The following is a 17,730-nucleotide window of genomic DNA, read 5'->3' on the forward strand; positions in this document are numbered from 1 at the left end:
GTCGTACGCCTGCGGCCCCGCACCCGGTCCGGGTGCGGGGCCGCAGGCGTACGGCGGTCGGCGGCCAGTGGCCGGCCGGGTCAGCCCAGCGCCGACTTCACGACGTCCGCGAGCCGGCCGGCGACCGCGCGGGCCTGCTCGATGTCGGCGGCCTCGACCATCACCCGTACGAGCGGCTCCGTGCCGGACGGACGCAGCAGCACCCGGCCGGTGGTGCCCAGCTCGCGTTCGGCGTCGACGACGGCCGCGGCCAGCTCGGCGGAGGTCGTCACCCGGGACCGGTCCACGTCGGGAACGTTGATCAGCACCTGGGGCAGCCGGGTCATGACGCCCGCCAGCTCGGCCAGGGACTTGCCGGTGTCCGCGATCCGCGCCGCCAGGAGCAGGCCGGTCAGCGTGCCGTCGCCGGTCGTCGCGTGGTCGAGGATGATCACGTGGCCGGACTGCTCGCCGCCCAGCGCGTAACCGTGCTGCTTCATCGACTCCAGGACGTACCGGTCGCCGACCCCGGTCTGCACGACCTGGATGCCCTCGCCCTCCATGGCCAGCTTGAAGCCGAGGTTCGACATCACGGTGCCGACGACGGTGTTCTCCCGCAGCTGGCCGGACTCCCGCATGGCCAGCGCCAGTACGGCGAGGATCTGGTCGCCGTCGACCTCCGCGCCGGTGCCGTCGACGGCCAGACAGCGGTCCGCGTCGCCGTCGTGCGCGATGCCGAGGTCGGCGCCGTGCTCGACCACGGCGGCCTTGAGCAGGCCGAGGTGGGTGGAGCCGCAGCCGTCGTTGATGTTCAGGCCGTCGGGCTCGGCGCCGATCGTGACGATCTCCGCGCCCGCCCGGGTGAAGGCTTCGGGCGAGACGTAGGCGGCCGCGCCGTGCGCCTCGTCCAGGACGACCTTCAGGCCCTCAAGGCGGTTGGGGAGGACTCCGATGAGGTGGGCGACGTACTTGTCGAAGCCCTCCGTGTAGTCGGAGACCCGGCCCACGCCGGAGCCGGTGGGCCGGTCCCAGGGAGCGCCGGTGCGGTGCTCTTCGTAGACGGACTCGATCCGGTCCTCCAGCTCGTCGGCGAGCTTGTGGCCGCCGCGCGCGAAGAACTTGATCCCGTTGTCGGGCATGGCGTTGTGGCTGGCGGAGAGCATCACGCCGAGGTCGCCGCCCAGCGCACCGGTGAGATACGCCACCGCCGGGGTGGGCAGCACACCGACGCGCAGGACGTCCACGCCCGCGCTCGCGAGGCCGGCGACGACCGCCGCCTCCAGGAACTCGCCGGAGGCCCGTGGGTCACGGCCGACCACGGCGGTGGCCCGGTGGCCCGCGAAGGTGCCCGCCTCGGCCAGTACATGGGCCGCCGCCACGGAGAGGCCGAGCGCCAGCTCAGCCGTCAGATCCGCGTTGGCGACGCCGCGTACACCGTCCGTCCCGAAGAGTCGTCCCACTGTTGTCCTCCCGAGTTTCTGCATCGCTTGTGACCGCATGTGACAAATATGTGCCGCTTGTGGCGGTAAACGAACCGCCCCGGCAGCACAAAGAGTGCTGCCGGGGCGGATTCGTTGCAGAACAGCAGGCGCAGATTAACGCTTGCTGTACTGCGGGGCCTTACGGGCCTTCTTGAGACCGGCCTTCTTGCGCTCGACCGCACGGTCGTCGCGGGAGAGGAAGCCGGCCTTCTTCAGCGCCGCGCGGTTGTTGTCCACGTCCGCCTCGTTCAGCGCACGGGCCACACCCAGGCGCAGGGCGCCGGCCTGGCCGGAAACGCCGCCACCCGAGATGCGGGCGATGACGTCGTAGCGGTTGTCCAGCTCGAGCAGCTTGAACGGCTCGTTGACTTCCTGCTGGTGCACCTTGTTGGGGAAGTAGTCCTCAAGGGTACGACCGTTGATCTTCCACTTGCCGGTGCCCGGAACGATCCGGACGCGGGCGATGGCGTTCTTGCGACGGCCCAGGCCGGCGGCCGGCTGGGGGTCGCCGAAGCGGCCGGCAAGGGACTCGGAGGTGTAGTCGCCCTCGGCGACTACCTCAGACTCGCTGGTGTACTCCTCGACGTTGCCCTCGAACTCGTCGACGGGGGTCGTCTCGGCGGTGGTCTCGGCCACGATGCTCCTCAGAATTTTCTACGTCTTAGGGGGTGGCCGGAACTACTGCGCGACCTGGGTGATCTCGAACGGCACCGGCTGCTGGGCAGCGTGGGGGTGCTGGTCGCCCGAGTAGACCTTCAGCTTCGACAGCATCTGACGGCCCAGGGTGTTCTTGGGGAGCATGCCCTTGATGGCCTTCTCGACGGCCTTCTCCGGGTTGTTCGCCAGAAGGTCGTCGTAGCGCACCGAGCGGAGGCCGCCCGGGTAGCCGGAGTGGCGGTACGCCATCTTCTGGGTCGCCTTGTTGCCGGACAGGTGAACCTTGTCGGCGTTGACGATGATGACGAAGTCGCCCATGTCCATGTGGGGGGCGTAGGTCGGCTTGTGCTTGCCCCGCAGAAGGGCAGCGACCTGGGTCGCCAGACGGCCGAGGACAACGTCCTGGGCGTCGATGACGAGCCACTGGCGCGAGATGTCGCCGGGCTTGGGGCTGAACGTACGCACGCGTATGCCTTCGCTTCTTCAGTGGTGGTATCCCAAGGGCGCAAGCCCAGCGGGAAGGTCCTGACAGGGTCACCACGGACGATCACGACAGCCCTCGTCCACATCGGGGACGCAACCCGTGTGAACCGCTGGTCATCGGTCCGGTGGACCGGCGCAAGGCCCTTTCACGTGAGAATGAGAAAGCCAATACGCATAACAAACCAGCAGGATACCCAAGCAGACCCGGACGGGTCAAAACGCGGTCCGCGATGCCGGTTCTGCTGGCGTCGCGGCGCACTCCGGTTCGGTCCTGAGTGGGGACCCCGTAGTTGTTACGGGCTCCACAGTAACCCGCCCGGAGCGCAGTGCACGACGCGCCAGCAGGATCGCGAGCCCGCACAGGGTCGCGCAGTCCTTGAAGGCCCGCCGCTTGGCGTCCAGCTCCGACGGCCACGGGATGCCCGCCGTCTGGGGCGCCAGGGCCGCCCAGAACCAGGGCGAGCGCGGCATCGAGCCCGGCCGGACCGCCGACGCCAGCAGCAGCGGGAGCACCACCAGGAGGTAGTGGTCGAAGGACGGCCGCGACACCAGGAATGCGGCGAGCATCACCATGCAGGCCGTCTCCGCCAGCCGCAGTTCCCCGCCGTCCGCGTCGTCGTCGACACGGCGCCAGCGCACCCGGACCGCCCACAGGCCCGCCCCCGCCCCCGCGAACGCCACCAGCAGCGCCACCGGCTCCGGCACCCCCAGCCGCGGCAGCACCGCGATCGGCGAGGCGTCCCAGGGCAGGGCGTACGCGTCCTGCCCCTTGAGCAGGAACGGCAGGGTCTTGGTGAAGAACAGCGTCGGGCTCGGCATCAGCAGCGCCCCCGCCAGCGAGAGCCCCATCGGCACCAGCACCGCCGCGGCCAGCCCCCGCCACTGCCGGGCCAGCAGGAACAGCAGCCCGACCGGCACCAGCATCGGCTTGCAGGCGATGGCCAGCCCGATGACCAGACCGGCCGCGCCCCAGTGCCGCCGGTGCGCGAGCAGCAGTGCCACCGGCAGGGCGGCCGCCGAGATGGCGGTCCAGTTGCCGATCAGCACGAGGTTCACGTACGGCTTGTAGGCGAGGGCGAGGACCGGGAAGCCGATGACCGCGAAGCGCGAGCGCAGCGGCACCGAGAACAGCCGCAGCGCGGCCAGCCAGCCGATGCCCAGCAGGCCCGACATCCCCACCGGCAGCAGCCAGCGCAGCGCGGTCTGCGGGAGCATCGCCTCCGGCACCGCCATGAGCACGGCGCTGGGCAGGTACAGGAAGCGCTTGTCCTCGTACGGGGACCCGCCCTCCAGCAGGGTCTGGGCGGCCTTGACCACGAAGGCGTTGTCCGAGCCCCAGTTCGCCCGCAGGCTCGTGGAGACCGCGATCCCCAGGAGCACGGCGAGCGACAGGAACTGCCACGGCCGCGAGGCCGGCCGCAGCAGCCAGTCCACCAGCCGGTTCCCCGAGGCCCGGTTCTCCCACTTCGTCAGCCAGTTGCCAGGGCGCAGCCCCACAACGCCTCCCCCTCACTGTTTTGAGGGGGTGGTCCGCCCCCTAGCGCTTCCGCTCGACTCTACGTTCGTCCCAGACGGGCTCCTGAGTCTCCCGCACAACACCGTCCGAACCGAAGACCAGGTAGCGGTCAAATGTGCGCGCGAACCACCGGTCGTGTGTGACACACAACACAGTCCCGTCGTACGCCTCCAGTCCGTCCTGCAGCGCCTCGGCCGATTCCAGGTCCAGGTTGTCCGTCGGCTCGTCCAGCAGCAGCGCCGTGGTGCCCGCCAGCTCCAGCAGCAGAATCTGGAAACGCGCCTGCTGGCCGCCCGACAGCTTCTCGAACGGCTGGTCCGCCTGCCGCTCCAGCTCGTACCGGCGCAGCGCGCCCATCGCAGCGCCGAGCGGCTTGGCGGCCTCCGTCCACAGGATGTCGACGAGGGTGCGGCCGAACAGCTCGGGGTGGGCGTGGGTCTGCGCGAAGTGGCCGGGGACCACGCGCGCGCCGAGCTTCCACGTACCGGTGTGCTTGACGTCCTCGCCGGCCATCAGCCGCAGGAAGTGCGACTTGCCGGAGCCGTTCGAACCGAGCACCGCGACCCGCTCGCCGTAGAAGATCTCCAGCGAGAACGGCTTCATCAGGCCCGTGAGCTCCAGGTTCTCCACGGTCAGCGCGCGCACGCCGGTGCGGCCGCCCTTGAGCCGCATCCGGATGTCCTGCTCGCGCGGCGGCTCCGGCGGCGGGCCGGCCTCCTCGAACTTCTGGAAGCGGGTCTGCATCGCCCGGTAGCGCGAGGCCATGTCGGGGCTGGAGGCCGCCTGGTTGCGCAGCCGCAGCACCAGCGCCCTCAGCCGGGCGTGCTCCTCGTCCCAGCGCCGCTTGAGCTCCTCGAAGCGCGCGAAGCGCTCCTTGCGGGCCTCGTGGTACGTCCCGAAGCCGGCGCCGTGCACCCACACGTCGCTGCCCGTCGGGCTCGCCTCCAGGCTGATGATCTTCTCGGCGGCCTGGGTGAGCAGCTCCCGGTCGTGGCTGACGAAGAGCACCGTCTTGCGGGTGGTCTTCAGCTGCTCCTCCAGCCACCGCTTGCCCGGGACGTCGAGGTAGTTGTCCGGCTCGTCGAGCAGCAGCACCTCGTCCGGCCCGCGCAGCAGCGCCTCCAGCACGAGCCGCTTCTGCTCACCGCCCGAGAGCGTGCGCACCTCGCGGAACTGCGCCGAGTCGTACGGGATGTCCAGCGCGGCCATCGTGCAGACGTCCCAGAGGGTCTCCGCCTCGTAGCCCTGGACGTCGGCCCAGTCGCTCAGGGCCTGCGCGTACGCCATCTGCGCGGCCTCGTCGTCGACGGTGAGGATCAGCTCCTCGGCCCGGTCCACGGCCTCGGCCGCGCCCCGGATCCTCGGCTGGGACACCGAGACCAGCAGGTCCCGTACGGTCGTCTCGTCCCGCACCGAGCCCACGAACTGCGACATCACCCCGAGCCCGCCGCTGATCGCGACCCCGCCGCCGTGCGGCTGGAGCTCACCGGAGATCAGCTTGAGCAGGGTGGTCTTGCCGGCGCCGTTCGCCCCCACCAGGGCCACCACCGACCCCTCCCCCACGCGGAAGGAGACGTCGGGGAGCAGGACCCGCCCGTCGGGAAGGTAGTACTCCAGGTGGTTGGCTTCGAGATGTCCCATGCCGGGCATTGTCCCGGTCCGCCGGCGATCCGCCCAAACGGGTGGGCGGGCGCCCGGCGGCGGCGCTCAGCAGCAGCCGGCTCCGGGCAGGGTGCGCACGTTGCGCGCCTCCTTGCTGCGGGCGGCGAGCAGCTCGTCGGCGGGGTAGCCGACCTCCTCCAGCGTCAGCCCGTGCGGCTTGACCACGTGTACCGAGGAGTCCCGTACGCCGGCGGCCAGCACCTTCCCGGGCCAGTCGACCGGCCGGTGGCCGTCCCCGACGTGCAGCAGGGCGCCGACGAGCGAGCGGACCATGTTGTGGCAGAAGGCGTCGGCCCGGACGGTCGCGGTGACGATCCCGTCCTCGGCCCGCTCCCAGCCGAGCTGCTGGAGGGTGCGGATGGTCGTCGCGCCCTCGCGCTTCTTGCAGTACGCGGCGAAGTCGTGCTCGCCGAGCAGCGGGGCGGCGGCCTCGTTCATGGCGTCCACGTCCAGGGGCCACTGGTGCCACAGCACGTGCCCGCGGCGCAGCGGGTCCACGCCCGCCTGGTGGTCGCCGACGCGGTAGGCGTAACGGCGCCAGATCGCCGAGAAGCGCGCGTTGAAGCCCGCCGGGGCCTCGGTGGCCCTCCACACCCGTACGTCGTGCGGCAGGCGCCCCGCGAGGCGGCGCAGCAGCTTGTCGTGGTGCTCGGCCCACACCTCCTCGGCCAGGTCGAACTGCGCGACCTGCCCGCGGGCGTGCACGCCCGCGTCCGTCCGCCCGGCCACGGTCAGCTCGACCGGCTCGGACAGCCGCATCACGGTCCGCAGGGCCGACTCCAGCTCGCCCTGGACGGTCCGCAGCACGCGCTGCTTCGCCCAGCCGGAGAAATCCTTGCCGTCGTAGCTCAGGTCCAGCCGTACCCGGACGTGCCCGGGCTCCACCTCGTCACTCACGTGACCGATCCTCTCAGAAAGCCAAATCCGCCGGACAACGCAGAACGGCGCGGAACAACGCAGAACGGGCCCGCCCCGGGAAGGGGCGGGCCCGTTCAGAGCCGTTCAAGCAGACACGATTCCCGGAGGGGAATCAGGCCTCCTTGGTCTCCTCGGCCGGAGCCTCGGTCTCGGCGGGAGCCTCGGCCTTGGCCTCGGACTCCTTGACGGCGCGCTTGGTGGCGGCCTCGGCCTCACCGGTGGCCTGCTGGGCGACCGTAAGGGCCTCGACCAGCTCGATCACGGCCATCGGGGCGTTGTCGCCACGACGGTTGCCGATCTTGGTGATGCGCGTGTAACCACCGGGGCGGTTCTCGTAGCGCGGGGCGATCTCGGTGAAGAGCGTGTGCACGATGCTCTTGTCCGTGATCGTCTGCAGCACCAGGCGGCGGTTGTGGATGTCGCCCTTCTTGGCCTTGGTGACCAGACGCTCGGCGTAGGGACGCAGGCGACGGGCCTTGGCCTCGGTGGTGGTGATGCGGCCGTGCTCGAAGAGCGCCTTCGCGAGGTTCGCGAGGAGGTGCTTCTCGTGCGCGGCGCTGCCGCCCAGACGGGCACCCTTTGCGGGACGCGGCATGGTCATACTCCTTCATATCTGCACCGGCCGTGTCAGGTACCGGTGACAGTTCCCCCGGGGCGGCTGCCCCGGGAAAGCAATCAAGCCCGGCCGGCGATTGAGGCCGAAGACCTCAGCCGCCGGCGACGGGAGGAATCAGTACTGCTCGGTCTCGACGAAACCCGCATCGGCGTCGTCGTCGGCGCCGAAGGCGTCGGCGGCGGCGGTCGGGTCGAATCCGGGCGGGCTGTCCTTGAGGGCCAGGCCCATGCCGGCCAGCTTCGCCTTGACCTCGTCGATCGACTTCGCACCGAAGTTGCGGATGTCGAGCAGGTCGGCCTCGGAGCGGGCGACGAGCTCACCCACGGAGTGGATGCCCTCGCGCTTGAGGCAGTTGTACGAGCGGACCGTGAGCTCGAGCTCCTCGATCGGCAGCGCCAGATCGGCGGCCAGGGCCGCGTCCGTCGGCGAGGGGCCCATGTCGATGCCCTCGGCGTCGATGTTGAGCTCGCGCGCCAGGCCGAACAGCTCGACCAGGGTCTTGCCGGCCGACGCCATGGCGTCGCGCGGGCGCATGGCCTGCTTGGTCTCGACGTCGACGATCAGCTTGTCGAAGTCGGTGCGCTGCTCGACTCGGGTCGCCTCGACCTTGTAGGTGACCTTGAGGACCGGGCTGTAGATGGAGTCGATCGGGATGCGACCGATCTCCTGGCCCAGCTGCTTGTTCTGGACGGCGGAGACGTAGCCGCGACCGCGCTCGACGGTCAGCTCCATCTCCAGCTTGCCCTTGCCGTTGAGCGTGGCGAGGACCAGGTCCGGGTTGTGCACCTCGACACCGGCCGGGGGCGCGATGTCGGCAGCGGTGACCAGGCCGGGACCCTGCTTGCGCAGGTACATCACGACCGGCTCGTCGTGCTCCGAGGAGACGACGAGCTGCTTGATGTTGAGGATGATGTCGGTGACGTCTTCCTTGACACCCGGCACGGTGGTGAACTCGTGCAGGACGCCGTCCACGCGGATGCTGGTGACAGCGGCACCCGGGATCGAGGACAGGAGCGTGCGGCGCAGCGAGTTGCCGAGGGTGTAACCGAAGCCCGGCTCGAGCGGCTCGATCACGAACCGCGAGCGGTACTCGTCTACGACCTCTTCGGTCAGCGAGGGGCGCTGAGCGATAAGCATGTGTGTTCCTTCAGTCGTGGACGCCCACTATTTGACGTCCGACGGTGTGACTACGTACAGCAAGGGTACGGGCGGCACGTCCCCCGCGAGGGGTGCGTACCGCCCGGACACTCAAAGACGCACAAGTGCGTCCGCCGCGTCAGACGCGGCGGCGCTTGGGCGGGCGGCAGCCGTTGTGCGGGGTGGGGGTGACGTCCTGGATCGAGCCGACCTCGAGGCCGGTGGCCTGGAGGGAGCGGATCGCGGTCTCACGGCCGGAGCCGGGACCCTTGACGAAGACGTCGACCTTGCGCATGCCGTGCTCCTGCGCGCGGCGGGCGGCCGACTCGGCGGCCATCTGCGCGGCGAAGGGGGTGGACTTGCGCGAGCCCTTGAAGCCGACGTGGCCGGCGGAGGCCCAGGAGATCACGTTGCCCGCGGGGTCCGTGATCGAGACGATGGTGTTGTTGAACGTGCTCTTGATGTGGGCGTGCCCATGAGCGACGTTCTTCTTTTCCTTGCGGCGCACCTTCTTGGCAGCGCCCTGACGACCCTTGGGGGGCATCTAAATCTCCTACGGGAGGTGGTCGGTCCTACAGCGCAAGACCGCTGAACAGGACTACTTCTTGCCCGGCTTCTTCTTACCGGCGATCGCGCGACGCGGACCCTTGCGGGTACGGGCGTTCGTGCTGGTGCGCTGACCGTGCACCGGCAGGCCACGACGGTGGCGGATGCCCTGGTAGCACTGGATCTCGACCTTGCGGCGGATGTCGGCCTGGATCTCGCGGCGGAGGTCACCCTCGGTGCGGAGGTTGGCGTCCACGTACTCGCGGATCTTGACCAGGTCCTCTTCGGCCAGGTCACGAACGCGGGTGTTCGGGTTCACACCAGTGGCCTCAAGGATTTCCTTGGACCGGGTGCGCCCGACACCGAAGACGTAGGTGAGTGCGATCTCCACGCGCTTTTCGCGCGGGATGTCGACACCGGAAACGCGTGCCATTCAATGGCTCCTGTGTGTTCGGGGGTCTTCAGCAGAACCATCCCCGACCGCCGACCACGCCTTGATGGGTGGTGGTACGTCCGGGTCCCCGGCCCCCGCCGGAGGTGCCGCCGGCCCCGTACGGGGCTGGGCGGGTTCTGCGTATGTACGTTTTCTTACGTCGCGCGAAGAACTGCGGAAGGCAGGTCGGTCGGCGTGCGTCAGCCCTGGCGCTGCTTGTGGCGCAGGTTGTCGCAGATGACCATGACCCGACCGTGACGGCGGATCACCTTGCACTTGTCGCAGATCTTCTTGACGCTCGGCTTGACCTTCATTGGGTGAGGTTCTCCGGGTCAGTGCCACCACCCGCGCCGGGACGAGATGCCCAGACGGAGTGAAGACAAGATCTACTTGTATCGGTAGACGATCCGGCCACGCGTCAGGTCGTACGGAGAGAGCTCCACGACAACCCGGTCATCAGGAAGGATGCGGATGTAGTGCATGCGCATCTTGCCGCTGATGTGCGCGAGGACCTTGTGACCGTTCTGGAGTTCCACCTTGAACATCGCGTTCGGGAGGGACTCGATCACGGTGCCCTCGATTTCGATGGCACCTTGCTTCTTGGCCACGCTTCGCCTTTCGAATCGGCTACCTTGATCGGCTCAGTGCGCCATGCAGGCATGGGAGTGCACGAGAGCCGACGAGTCAGTCTACGACAGGGCACCCGGAAAGACGAATCCGGAAAGTTTGCCCCAGACTCTAGATCATTAACCGAGAGGGTCCGGCGGGGTCAGCCCAGCGGGTCCGGCGCCGTCGTGACGCCGTATTCCGCCAGCTTCGCCTTGCCGCAGTCCGGGCTGGTCAGCACGATGGGGCCGGCCTCGGTCAGCGCGATGGAGTGCTCCCAGTGCGAGGACCAGGTGCCGTCCGTGGTGATGACCGTCCAGTCGTCCGCCAGGACCTCCGTCTGGGCCGTGCCCAGCGAGACCATCGGCTCGATCGCCAGGCACAGGCCCGGGACGAGCTTGATCCCCTTGCCCCGCTTGCGCGAGACGTAGTTCAGCAGGTGGGGGTCCATGTGCATCTCGGAACCGATGCCGTGGCCGCCGTAGTCCTCGATGATCCCGAACTTGCCGAGGCTGTGCTCACCGGTGGTGGGCCGCGGCTGGCGCTTGATGTACGTCTCGATCGCCTTGGAGATGTCCACGAGGCGGTTGCCGAGCCGCATGGCGGCGATCCCCGCCCACATGGACTCCTCGGTCACCCGGGAGAGCTCCAGGAGCTCAGGGGCGTGCCCAGTGCCCACGAAGGCGGTGTACGCGGCGTCGCCGTGCCAGCCGTCGACGATCGCGCCGGCGTCGATCGAGATGATGTCGCCGTCCTTGAGGACGGTCTTGTCGTCCGGGATGCCGTGGACGACGACCTCGTTCACGGAGGTGCAGATCGTCGCGGGGAAGCCGCCGTAGCCGAGAAAGTTCGACTTGGCGCCGGCGTCGTCGATGACCTTGCGGGCCACCATGTCCAGATCCCGCGTCGTGGCGCCCGGCACGGCGGCCTCGCGGGTCGCCGCGTGGATGGCCGCGACGACCAGCCCCGCCTCGCGCATCTTCACGATCTGCTCGGGGGTCTTGATCTGCACCATGAACGTGCCTTCCCTCTTTCGCGGCCGAACCGCCGCCGCTCTCGCGGAGGTGGTTGGTCTCCGCTGTGGTTCCTCAATTATTGGCTGACGTCACAAGAAGCCGCGTCATAGAGACGGCCGCGGTGCCCCGAGGGACACCGCGGCCGGACCTGCGCAGCGAGAGGTACTACTTCTTCAGGGCTTCCATGGCGCGCTTGGTGATCTCGTGCACCTCGCCGAGGGCGGGGATGGTCACCAGCAGGCCCTGGGCCTTGTAGAAGTCGATGATCGGCTCGGTCTGCGAGTGGTAGACGTCCAGCCGGTTGCGGACCGTGGCCTCGGAGTCGTCGTCACGCAGGTAGAGCTCGCCACCGCAGATGTCGCAGACGCCTTCCGCCTTCGGCGGGGCGTACGTGACGTGGAAGACGTGCTTGCCGTCGTTGCGGCAGGTACGGCGACCCGCGATCCGCTTGACGACCTCGTCCTCCTCGACCTCCAGGTCGAGGACGGCGTCCAGCTTCATGCCGGACTCCTGGAGCATCGTGTCCAGGGCGGCGGCCTGGGACACGTTGCGCGGGAAACCGTCGAGCAGGAAGCCGTTCACGGCGTCCGGCTGCTCCATGCGGTCCTTGGCCATGCCGATGGTGATCTCGTCGGGGACGAGGTCGCCGGCGTCCATGAACACCTTCGCACGCCGCCCGAGCTCGGTGCCCTGGCTGATGTTGGCCCGGAACAGGTCTCCCGTGGAGATGTGCGGGATGGACAGGTTCTTGGCGAGGAACGCGGCCTGCGTTCCCTTGCCCGCACCGGGCGGTCCGACGAGGACGATTCGCATCAGCGGAGGAACCCTTCGTAATTACGCTGCTGGAGCTGGCTCTCGATCTGCTTCACGGTTTCCAGACCCACACCCACGATGATCAGGATGCTCGTCCCGCCGAACGGGAAGTTCTGGTTCGCTCCGAAGCCCGCCAACGCCATCGTCGGCACGAGAGCGATCAGACCCAGGTACAGCGACCCCGGCCAGGTGATGCGGTTGAGTACGTAGCTCAGGTACTCAGCGGTGGGCCGACCGGCGCGGATACCCGGGATGAACCCACCATACTTCTTCATGTTGTCTGCAACTTCCTCGGGGTTGAACGAGATCGCCACGTAGAAGAACGCGAAGAAGACGATCAGGAGGAAGTAGACCGCGATGTAGTACGGGTGGTCGCCCTTGACGAAGTGCTTCTGGATCCAGGTGGCCCAGCCGGCGGTGGAACCGCTGAACTGGACGATCAGCGCCGGGATGTAGAGCAGCGACGAGGCGAAGATGACGGGGATGATGCCCGCCTGGTTCACCTTGAGCGGGATGTACGTCGAGGTGCCGCCGTAGGCGCGGCGGCCCACCATGCGCTTGGCGTACTGGACGGGGATCCGGCGCTGCGCCTGCTCGACGAAGACCACCAGACCCACCATCGCGAGGCCGACGAGCATCACGACGCCGAACTCGACCCAGCCGTCGGCGATCTTGCCCTGGAGCTTGATCTGCCAGAGGGCGCCGATGAAGCCTGCGGCGATCGAGATGAACATGAGGATCGACATTCCGTTGCCGATACCGCGGTCCGTGATGAGCTCACCGAGCCACATCACGACACAGGTACCGGCGGTCATGGTGATGACCATGACGACGGTGGTGAAGATCGAACGGTCGGGGACGATCTGACTGGCGGCGGAGCAGCCCTGGAAGAGGGCACCCGTGCGGGCGGTGGCCACGAGGCCGGTGCCCTGCAGGATCGCGAGCGCGACCGTCAGATAGCGCGTGTACTGAGTGATCTTCGCCGTGCCGGACTGTCCCTCTTTTTTGAGGTTCTCCAGCTTCGGGATGACCACGGTCAGCAGCTGCAGGATGATGCTCGCCGTGATGTACGGCATGATGCCGAGCGCGAAGATCGTGATCTGCAGCAGCGCACCGCCGCTGAACATGTTGACGAGACCGAAGAGGCTGTTGCTGCTCCCGGCCTGGTCGACACAGATCTGAACGTTCTTGTAGCTCACGCCGGGGACCGGGATGTGGGACCCGAGCCGGAACAGCACGATGATGGCGAGCGTGAAGAGCAGCTTCTTGCGCAGGTCGGGCGTCTTGAACGCCCGGGCGAACGCGGTGAGCACGGTGCCTCCTGCGACCCCCGCGCAACTGCGTCAGAGGTGACGGTCTGAGGGATCGACGAATACGTACAAGCAAAGGTGCAGGCCACCATACCGGCGACAGTGCCCCCCGTGGAACGACCAACCGGGGATGCCCCATATGTGAGGCATCCCCGGTCGGGTTTCGAGCTATTTAGCCACTGAATTCGTCTTAGACGAGCTCGGTGACAGTGCCACCGGCAGCGGCGATCTTCTCCTTGGCGGAGCCGGAGACGGCGTCAACCGAAACCTGCAGCGCCACGGAGACCTCGCCCTGGCCCAGGACCTTGACGAGGCAGTTCTTGCGCACCGCGCCCTTGGCGACCAGGTCGGCCACCGTGACCTCTCCACCCTCGGGGTAGAGAGCGCCGAGCTTGTCCAGGTTCACGACCTGGAACTCGGTGCGGAAGGGGTTCTTGAAGCCCTTGAGCTTCGGCAGACGCATGTGGAGGGGCATCTGCCCACCCTCGAAGCGCTGCGGGATCTGGTAACGGGCCTTCTGGCCCTTCGTACCACGACCGGCCGTCTTACCCTTCGACGCCTCACCACGACCGACACGGGTCTTCGCGGTCTTGGCGCCGGGGGCGGGACGGAGGTTGTGGGCCTTCAGCGGGCTGTTCTCAGCCATGTTAGTCAACCTCCTCAACCGTCACGAGGTGGCGGACGGTCTGCACCATTCCGCGGAACTCGGGGCGGTCCTCCTTGACGACCACGTCGTTCAGGCGCTTGAGCCCGAGCGAACGCAGAGTGTCGCGGTGGTTCTGCTTGCTACCGATGTACGACTTCGTCTGCGTGATCTTGAGGCGGGCCATTACGCAGCACCCGCCCCGGCACGAGCCCGGAGCAGAGCCGCGGGAGCGACGTCCTCGAGGGGCAGACCACGGCGAGCCGCGATCTCCTCGGGACGCTGCAGACCCTTGAGCGCTGCCACGGTCGCGTGCACGATGTTGATCGCGTTCGACGAGCCGAGCGACTTCGACAGGATGTCGTGAACGCCGGCGCACTCCAGAACGGCGCGCACCGGGCCACCGGCGATAACACCGGTACCGGGGGAAGCCGGCTTCAGGAGCACGACGCCCGCGGCACGCTCGCCCGTGATCGGGTGAGGGATCGTGCCCTGGATGCGCGGAACCTTGAAGAAGTTCTTCTTGGCTTCCTCGACACCCTTGGCGATGGCCGCGGGAACTTCCTTGGCCTTGCCGTAACCGACACCTACAGTGCCGTCACCGTCGCCCACCACGACCAGCGCGGTGAAGCTGAAGCGGCGACCACCCTTGACAACCTTGGCGACGCGGTTGATCGCGACAACGCGCTCAACGTAAGCGGTCTTCTCGGCGGCAGGGCCACCGTCGCGACCCTTCCGGTCCCGCCGCTCGCCGCCACCGGCACCGCTTCCGCGGCGCTGGGGTCCAGCCATTGGATTACCTCTCTCTGTTACGTCCGTGAGTCCCGGAACCGGGGCTTAGAACTTCAGCCCGGCTTCGCGGGCGGCGTCAGCCAGAGCGGCAATGCGCCCGGCGTATCGGTTGCCACCGCGGTCGAACACGACGGTCTCGACACCCGCGGCCTTGGCACGCTCGGCGACGAGTGCGCCTACAGCCTGGGCCTGGGCGCTCTTGTCGCCTTCGCCACCGCGGATCGAAGCGTCCAGGGTCGACGCGGACGCCAGGGTGTGACCCTGGAGATCGTCGATGACCTGGGCCACGATGTTGCGGTTGGAACGCGTCACGACGAGGCGCGGACGCTCCGCCGTACCCGACACGTGCTTGCGGATGCGGATGTGGCGGCGGGCCTTGGCGGCACGCTTGTACGCGTCGCCCTTGGCGATCTTTACACCGTATGCCATGGCTACTTACCAGCCTTTCCGACCTTGCGGCGGATGACTTCGCCGGCGTACTTGACACCCTTGGCCTTGTACGGGTCGGGCTTCCGCAGCTTGCGGATGTTGGCGGCGACCTCGCCGACCTTCTGCTTGTCGATGCCCTCGACCGTGAACTTGGTGGGCGACTCGACCTTGAAGGAGATGCCCTCGGGCGCCTCGATCAGGATCGGGTGGCTGTAGCCAAGCTGGAACTCCAGGTTGGAGCCCTTCGCGGCGACGCGGTAACCGACACCGCTGATCTCGAGAGCCTTGACGTATCCCGTGGTCACGCCGGTGATCATGTTCGCCACCAGCGTGCGGGACAGGCCGTGCAGGGCCTTGTTCTGACGCTCGTCGTTGGGGCGGGTGACGTTCAGAACGCCGTCCTCACCCTTGGCGACTGCGATGGGCGCCTTGACGGTGTGCGAAAGGGAACCCTTGGGGCCCTTCACGGCGACCGTGGTGCCATCGATGGTGACGTCCACACCGGCGGGAACCTGGATGGGGAGCTTGCCGATTCGCGACATTGCTTTTCCTCCGTTCCCGACTACCAGACGTAGGCGAGGACTTCCCCACCTACGCCCTTCTTGCCTGCCTGCTGGCCGGTGAGCAGTCCGTGGGACGTGGAGATGATCGCCACGCCCAGGCCGCCGAGCACCTTGGGCAGGTTGGTGGACTTCGCGTACACGCGCAGGCCGGGCTTGGAGATCCGCTTGATGCCCGCGATGGAGCGCTCACGGTTCGGCCCGAACTTCAGCTCGAGGACGAGGTTCTTGCCGACCTCGGCGTCCTCGACCTTCCAGCCGGTGATGAAACCCTCCTGCTTGAGGATTTCCGCGATGTGCGACTTGATCTTGCTGTGCGGCATCACGACGGTGTCGTGGTACGCCGAGTTAGCGTTACGCAGACGCGTGAGCATGTCTGCGATCGGGTCAGTCATGGTCATGAAGTGGCCTTCGGCCTCTCTCGCCGGGGTTTCCTGTATGCGCCATCCCTCTCCCCACTCAGTGGCGGGACGGGTGCGGTGCGGGGACCTACGGCGTAGTAAGTCGTTATGGGCGGCAGACGCCCAACTACACAAGCCTAAGGCATGCGCGGCCGGGCACCTGCCGTCCAGATGCTTACCGAGAGTGCCTGGATGTTCCCAAGTCCTTGCGGACGAGAGGGAATTACCAGGAGCTCTTGGTCACGCCCGGCAGCTCGCCACGGTGAGCCATCTCACGAAGGCACACGCGGCACAGGCCGAACTTGCGGTATACGGAGTGGGGGCGACCGCAGCGCTGGCAGCGGGTGTACGCGCGCACACCGAACTTGGGCTTGCGGGCAGCCTTCGCGATGAGAGCCTTCTTCGCCATCTCGCTTACGCCTCCTTGAAGGGGAAGCCGAGGTGACGAAGGAGGGCGCGGCCCTCGTCGTCGTTGGTCGCCGTGGTAACCACGGTGATGTCCATACCCCGGGTACGGTCGATCTTGTCCTGGTCGATCTCGTGGAACATGACCTGCTCCGTGAGACCGAAGGTGTAGTTGCCACGGCCGTCGAACTGCTTCGGCGACAGACCACGGAAGTCACGGATACGCGGCAGCGCGAGCGACAGCGTACGGTCCAGGAACTCCCACATGCGGTCACCACGGAGGGTGACGTGGCAGCCGATCGGCTGACCCTCGCGCAGCTTGAACTGCGCGATGGACTTCCGGGCCTTCGTGACGGCCGGCTTCTGACCGGTGATCGTCGTCAGGTCCTTGATGGCGCCGTCGATCAGCTTGGAGTCGCGGGCGGCGTCGCCCACACCCATGTTGACCACGATCTTCACGAGGCCGGGAATCTGCATGACGTTCTCGTAGGAGAACTCCTCACGCAGCTTGCCCGCGATGTCCTCGCGGTACTTCGTCTTGAGACGCGGAGTGGTAGCCATCAGATGTCCTCACCCGTCCGCTTGGCAACGCGGATCTTGTTGCCCTCGTCGTCGAAGCGGAAACCGACGCGGGTAACGACCTTCTGGCCGTCCTTCTCCACCACCAGCTGAACGTTGCTGACGTGGATCGGAGCCTCGGTGATCACGATGCCACCGGTCTGGGACCCACCAGCGGTCTGACCGGCCTTGGTGTGCTTCTTGACCCGGTTGACACCCTCGACGAGGACGCGGTTGGCAGTGGGCATGGCCGCGATGACCTTGCCCTGCTTGCCCTTGTCCTTACCGGTGATGACCTGAACCAGGTCGCCCTTCTTGATCTTCATGCTTACAGCACCTCCGGCGCGAGCGAGATGATCTTCATGAACTTCTTCTCGCGCAGCTCACGGCCCACCGGGCCGAAGATACGGGTGCCGCGAGGGTCGCCGTCGTTCTTGAGAATGACAGCGGCGTTCTCGTCAAAGCGGATGTACGAGCCGTCCTGGCGGCGACGCTCCTTGACGGTGCGAACGATGACCGCCTTGACGACGTCACCCTTCTTCACGTTGCCACCGGGGATCGCATCCTTGACGGTGGCGACGATGACGTCACCGATGCCCGCGTAGCGGCGACCGGAACCACCGAGAACACGGATGCAAAGGATTTCCTTGGCACCAGTGTTGTCGGCGATACGCAGTCGCGACTCCTGCTGGATCACGTGTATCTCCTGTTTGTCTGCCGGTTCCCGGCGGGGGCTTCACTCCGAGGAGCTACAGCCCCCACCGAGCCT

The 17,730-nt window shown here is 67.6% G+C and carries 25 protein-coding genes; all 25 read right to left on the reverse strand.

What is annotated here, in order from left to right; translation table 11 throughout:
- Positions 1–80 precede the first annotated feature (80 nt).
- Positions 81–1,439 carry a phosphoglucosamine mutase gene (glmM, locus tag ABT106_RS17930; protein ID WP_351278134.1) on the reverse strand — a complete coding sequence of 453 codons (1,359 nt, stop codon included), beginning with the start codon at positions 1,437–1,439 and terminating at the stop codon, positions 81–83.
- A 135-nt stretch (positions 1,440–1,574) separates the two neighbouring features.
- Positions 1,575–2,096 carry a 30S ribosomal protein S9 gene (rpsI, locus tag ABT106_RS17935; RefSeq protein ID WP_267725064.1) on the reverse strand — a complete coding sequence of 174 codons (522 nt, stop codon included), beginning with the start codon at positions 2,094–2,096 and terminating at the stop codon, positions 1,575–1,577.
- Between the two features lie 42 nt (positions 2,097–2,138).
- A complete protein-coding gene (gene rplM, locus ABT106_RS17940; protein ID WP_266934864.1) occupies positions 2,139–2,582 on the reverse strand; it encodes a 50S ribosomal protein L13 in 444 nt (147 codons plus the stop codon).
- A gap of 231 nt (positions 2,583–2,813) precedes the next feature.
- Positions 2,814–4,097, reverse strand: coding sequence for a glycosyltransferase family 87 protein (locus ABT106_RS17945; RefSeq protein ID WP_351278139.1), 1,284 nt, complete (start codon positions 4,095–4,097; stop codon positions 2,814–2,816).
- Between the two features lie 40 nt (positions 4,098–4,137).
- Positions 4,138–5,757: an ABC-F family ATP-binding cassette domain-containing protein gene (locus tag ABT106_RS17950; protein ID WP_351278142.1), complete on the reverse strand. Its 1,620-nt coding sequence runs from the start codon at positions 5,755–5,757 to the stop codon at positions 4,138–4,140.
- A gap of 66 nt (positions 5,758–5,823) precedes the next feature.
- Positions 5,824–6,675: a tRNA pseudouridine(38-40) synthase TruA gene (truA, locus tag ABT106_RS17955; protein WP_351278145.1), complete on the reverse strand. Its 852-nt coding sequence runs from the start codon at positions 6,673–6,675 to the stop codon at positions 5,824–5,826.
- 133 nt (positions 6,676–6,808) lie between these two features.
- The gene (gene rplQ, locus ABT106_RS17960; protein WP_267725053.1) at positions 6,809–7,291 is read right to left on the reverse strand and encodes a 50S ribosomal protein L17; all 483 of its coding nucleotides are present in this window, start codon (positions 7,289–7,291) and stop codon (positions 6,809–6,811) included.
- 135 nt (positions 7,292–7,426) lie between these two features.
- The gene (locus ABT106_RS17965) at positions 7,427–8,449 is read right to left on the reverse strand and encodes a DNA-directed RNA polymerase subunit alpha (protein WP_008739666.1); all 1,023 of its coding nucleotides are present in this window, start codon (positions 8,447–8,449) and stop codon (positions 7,427–7,429) included.
- Positions 8,450–8,588: 139 nt separating this feature from the next.
- Positions 8,589–8,993, reverse strand: a complete 405-nt coding sequence (gene rpsK / locus ABT106_RS17970; RefSeq protein WP_006376016.1) for a 30S ribosomal protein S11 — start codon at positions 8,991–8,993, stop codon at positions 8,589–8,591.
- A gap of 54 nt (positions 8,994–9,047) precedes the next feature.
- Entirely contained in the window at positions 9,048–9,428 is a 381-nt protein-coding gene (gene rpsM / locus ABT106_RS17975) for a 30S ribosomal protein S13 (protein WP_214936437.1), read from the reverse strand.
- A gap of 200 nt (positions 9,429–9,628) precedes the next feature.
- On the reverse strand, positions 9,629–9,742 hold the full coding sequence (gene rpmJ / locus ABT106_RS17980; protein WP_003956441.1) for a 50S ribosomal protein L36: 114 nt from the start codon (positions 9,740–9,742) through the stop codon (positions 9,629–9,631).
- Between the two features lie 72 nt (positions 9,743–9,814).
- Complete coding sequence (infA, locus tag ABT106_RS17985; RefSeq protein WP_003956442.1) at positions 9,815–10,036, reverse strand: translation initiation factor IF-1; 222 nt, start codon at positions 10,034–10,036, stop codon at positions 9,815–9,817.
- A 161-nt stretch (positions 10,037–10,197) separates the two neighbouring features.
- Entirely contained in the window at positions 10,198–11,049 is an 852-nt protein-coding gene (gene map / locus ABT106_RS17990; protein WP_351278151.1) for a type I methionyl aminopeptidase, read from the reverse strand.
- Between the two features lie 166 nt (positions 11,050–11,215).
- A complete protein-coding gene (locus ABT106_RS17995) occupies positions 11,216–11,863 on the reverse strand; it encodes an adenylate kinase (protein WP_351278153.1) in 648 nt (215 codons plus the stop codon).
- On the reverse strand, positions 11,863–13,176 hold the full coding sequence (gene secY / locus ABT106_RS18000) for a preprotein translocase subunit SecY (protein WP_267724880.1): 1,314 nt from the start codon (positions 13,174–13,176) through the stop codon (positions 11,863–11,865). The genes ABT106_RS17995 and secY overlap by 1 nt, the downstream gene beginning before the upstream one ends.
- A gap of 187 nt (positions 13,177–13,363) precedes the next feature.
- The gene (rplO, locus tag ABT106_RS18005) at positions 13,364–13,819 is read right to left on the reverse strand and encodes a 50S ribosomal protein L15 (RefSeq protein ID WP_351278156.1); all 456 of its coding nucleotides are present in this window, start codon (positions 13,817–13,819) and stop codon (positions 13,364–13,366) included.
- A 1-nt stretch (position 13,820) separates the two neighbouring features.
- Complete coding sequence (gene rpmD, locus ABT106_RS18010) at positions 13,821–14,003, reverse strand: 50S ribosomal protein L30 (protein ID WP_053682614.1); 183 nt, start codon at positions 14,001–14,003, stop codon at positions 13,821–13,823.
- A complete protein-coding gene (gene rpsE / locus ABT106_RS18015; protein ID WP_030298218.1) occupies positions 14,003–14,608 on the reverse strand; it encodes a 30S ribosomal protein S5 in 606 nt (201 codons plus the stop codon). The genes rpmD and rpsE overlap by 1 nt, the downstream gene beginning before the upstream one ends.
- A 45-nt stretch (positions 14,609–14,653) precedes the next feature.
- A complete protein-coding gene (gene rplR / locus ABT106_RS18020; RefSeq protein WP_267724873.1) occupies positions 14,654–15,037 on the reverse strand; it encodes a 50S ribosomal protein L18 in 384 nt (127 codons plus the stop codon).
- Positions 15,038–15,039: 2 nt separating this feature from the next.
- The gene (gene rplF / locus ABT106_RS18025) at positions 15,040–15,579 is read right to left on the reverse strand and encodes a 50S ribosomal protein L6 (RefSeq protein ID WP_267724871.1); all 540 of its coding nucleotides are present in this window, start codon (positions 15,577–15,579) and stop codon (positions 15,040–15,042) included.
- A gap of 20 nt (positions 15,580–15,599) precedes the next feature.
- Entirely contained in the window at positions 15,600–15,998 is a 399-nt protein-coding gene (gene rpsH, locus ABT106_RS18030; protein WP_007265911.1) for a 30S ribosomal protein S8, read from the reverse strand.
- Between the two features lie 223 nt (positions 15,999–16,221).
- Positions 16,222–16,407: a type Z 30S ribosomal protein S14 gene (locus ABT106_RS18035; protein ID WP_003956452.1), complete on the reverse strand. Its 186-nt coding sequence runs from the start codon at positions 16,405–16,407 to the stop codon at positions 16,222–16,224.
- A 5-nt stretch (positions 16,408–16,412) separates the two neighbouring features.
- Entirely contained in the window at positions 16,413–16,964 is a 552-nt protein-coding gene (gene rplE, locus ABT106_RS18040) for a 50S ribosomal protein L5 (RefSeq protein ID WP_030388859.1), read from the reverse strand.
- Entirely contained in the window at positions 16,964–17,287 is a 324-nt protein-coding gene (gene rplX / locus ABT106_RS18045) for a 50S ribosomal protein L24 (RefSeq protein ID WP_267724807.1), read from the reverse strand. The genes rplE and rplX overlap by 1 nt, the downstream gene beginning before the upstream one ends.
- A 2-nt stretch (positions 17,288–17,289) precedes the next feature.
- Positions 17,290–17,658 carry a 50S ribosomal protein L14 gene (rplN, locus tag ABT106_RS18050; RefSeq protein ID WP_008739701.1) on the reverse strand — a complete coding sequence of 123 codons (369 nt, stop codon included), beginning with the start codon at positions 17,656–17,658 and terminating at the stop codon, positions 17,290–17,292.
- Positions 17,659–17,730: the final 72 nt, after the last annotated feature.

Source organism: Streptomyces sp. NPDC002044 (assembly GCF_040296725.1).
Lineage (GTDB): Bacteria > Actinomycetota > Actinomycetes > Streptomycetales > Streptomycetaceae > Streptomyces > Streptomyces antarcticus.

Coding starts and splice junctions, on each gene's coding strand:
- ABT106_RS17965 (WP_008739666.1), bottom strand. CDS start 8,449: ATGCTTATCGCTCAGCGCCCCTCGCTGACCGAAGAGGTCGTAGACGAG.
- rpsM (WP_214936437.1), bottom strand. CDS start 9,428: ATGGCACGCGTTTCCGGTGTCGACATCCCGCGCGAAAAGCGCGTGGAG.
- ABT106_RS18035 (WP_003956452.1), bottom strand. CDS start 16,407: ATGGCGAAGAAGGCTCTCATCGCGAAGGCTGCCCGCAAGCCCAAGTTC.
- rplQ (WP_267725053.1), bottom strand. CDS start 7,291: ATGCCGCGTCCCGCAAAGGGTGCCCGTCTGGGCGGCAGCGCCGCGCAC.
- rpsK (WP_006376016.1), bottom strand. CDS start 8,993: ATGCCCCCCAAGGGTCGTCAGGGCGCTGCCAAGAAGGTGCGCCGCAAG.
- rpsE (WP_030298218.1), bottom strand. CDS start 14,608: ATGGCTGGACCCCAGCGCCGCGGAAGCGGTGCCGGTGGCGGCGAGCGG.
- rpsH (WP_007265911.1), bottom strand. CDS start 15,998: ATGACCATGACTGACCCGATCGCAGACATGCTCACGCGTCTGCGTAAC.
- rplE (WP_030388859.1), bottom strand. CDS start 16,964: ATGGCTACCACTCCGCGTCTCAAGACGAAGTACCGCGAGGACATCGCG.
- rplO (WP_351278156.1), bottom strand. CDS start 13,819: ATGGCTGAGAACAGCCCGCTGAAGGCCCACAACCTCCGTCCCGCCCCC.
- ABT106_RS17950 (WP_351278142.1), bottom strand. CDS start 5,757: ATGGGACATCTCGAAGCCAACCACCTGGAGTACTACCTTCCCGACGGG.
- rplR (WP_267724873.1), bottom strand. CDS start 15,037: ATGGCATACGGTGTAAAGATCGCCAAGGGCGACGCGTACAAGCGTGCC.
- rpmJ (WP_003956441.1), bottom strand. CDS start 9,742: ATGAAGGTCAAGCCGAGCGTCAAGAAGATCTGCGACAAGTGCAAGGTG.
- rpmD (WP_053682614.1), bottom strand. CDS start 14,003: ATGGCCCGCCTCAAGATCACGCAGACGAAGTCGTACATCGGTAGCAAG.
- map (WP_351278151.1), bottom strand. CDS start 11,049: ATGGTGCAGATCAAGACCCCCGAGCAGATCGTGAAGATGCGCGAGGCG.
- rplF (WP_267724871.1), bottom strand. CDS start 15,579: ATGTCGCGAATCGGCAAGCTCCCCATCCAGGTTCCCGCCGGTGTGGAC.
- rplX (WP_267724807.1), bottom strand. CDS start 17,287: ATGAAGATCAAGAAGGGCGACCTGGTTCAGGTCATCACCGGTAAGGAC.
- ABT106_RS17995 (WP_351278153.1), bottom strand. CDS start 11,863: ATGCGAATCGTCCTCGTCGGACCGCCCGGTGCGGGCAAGGGAACGCAG.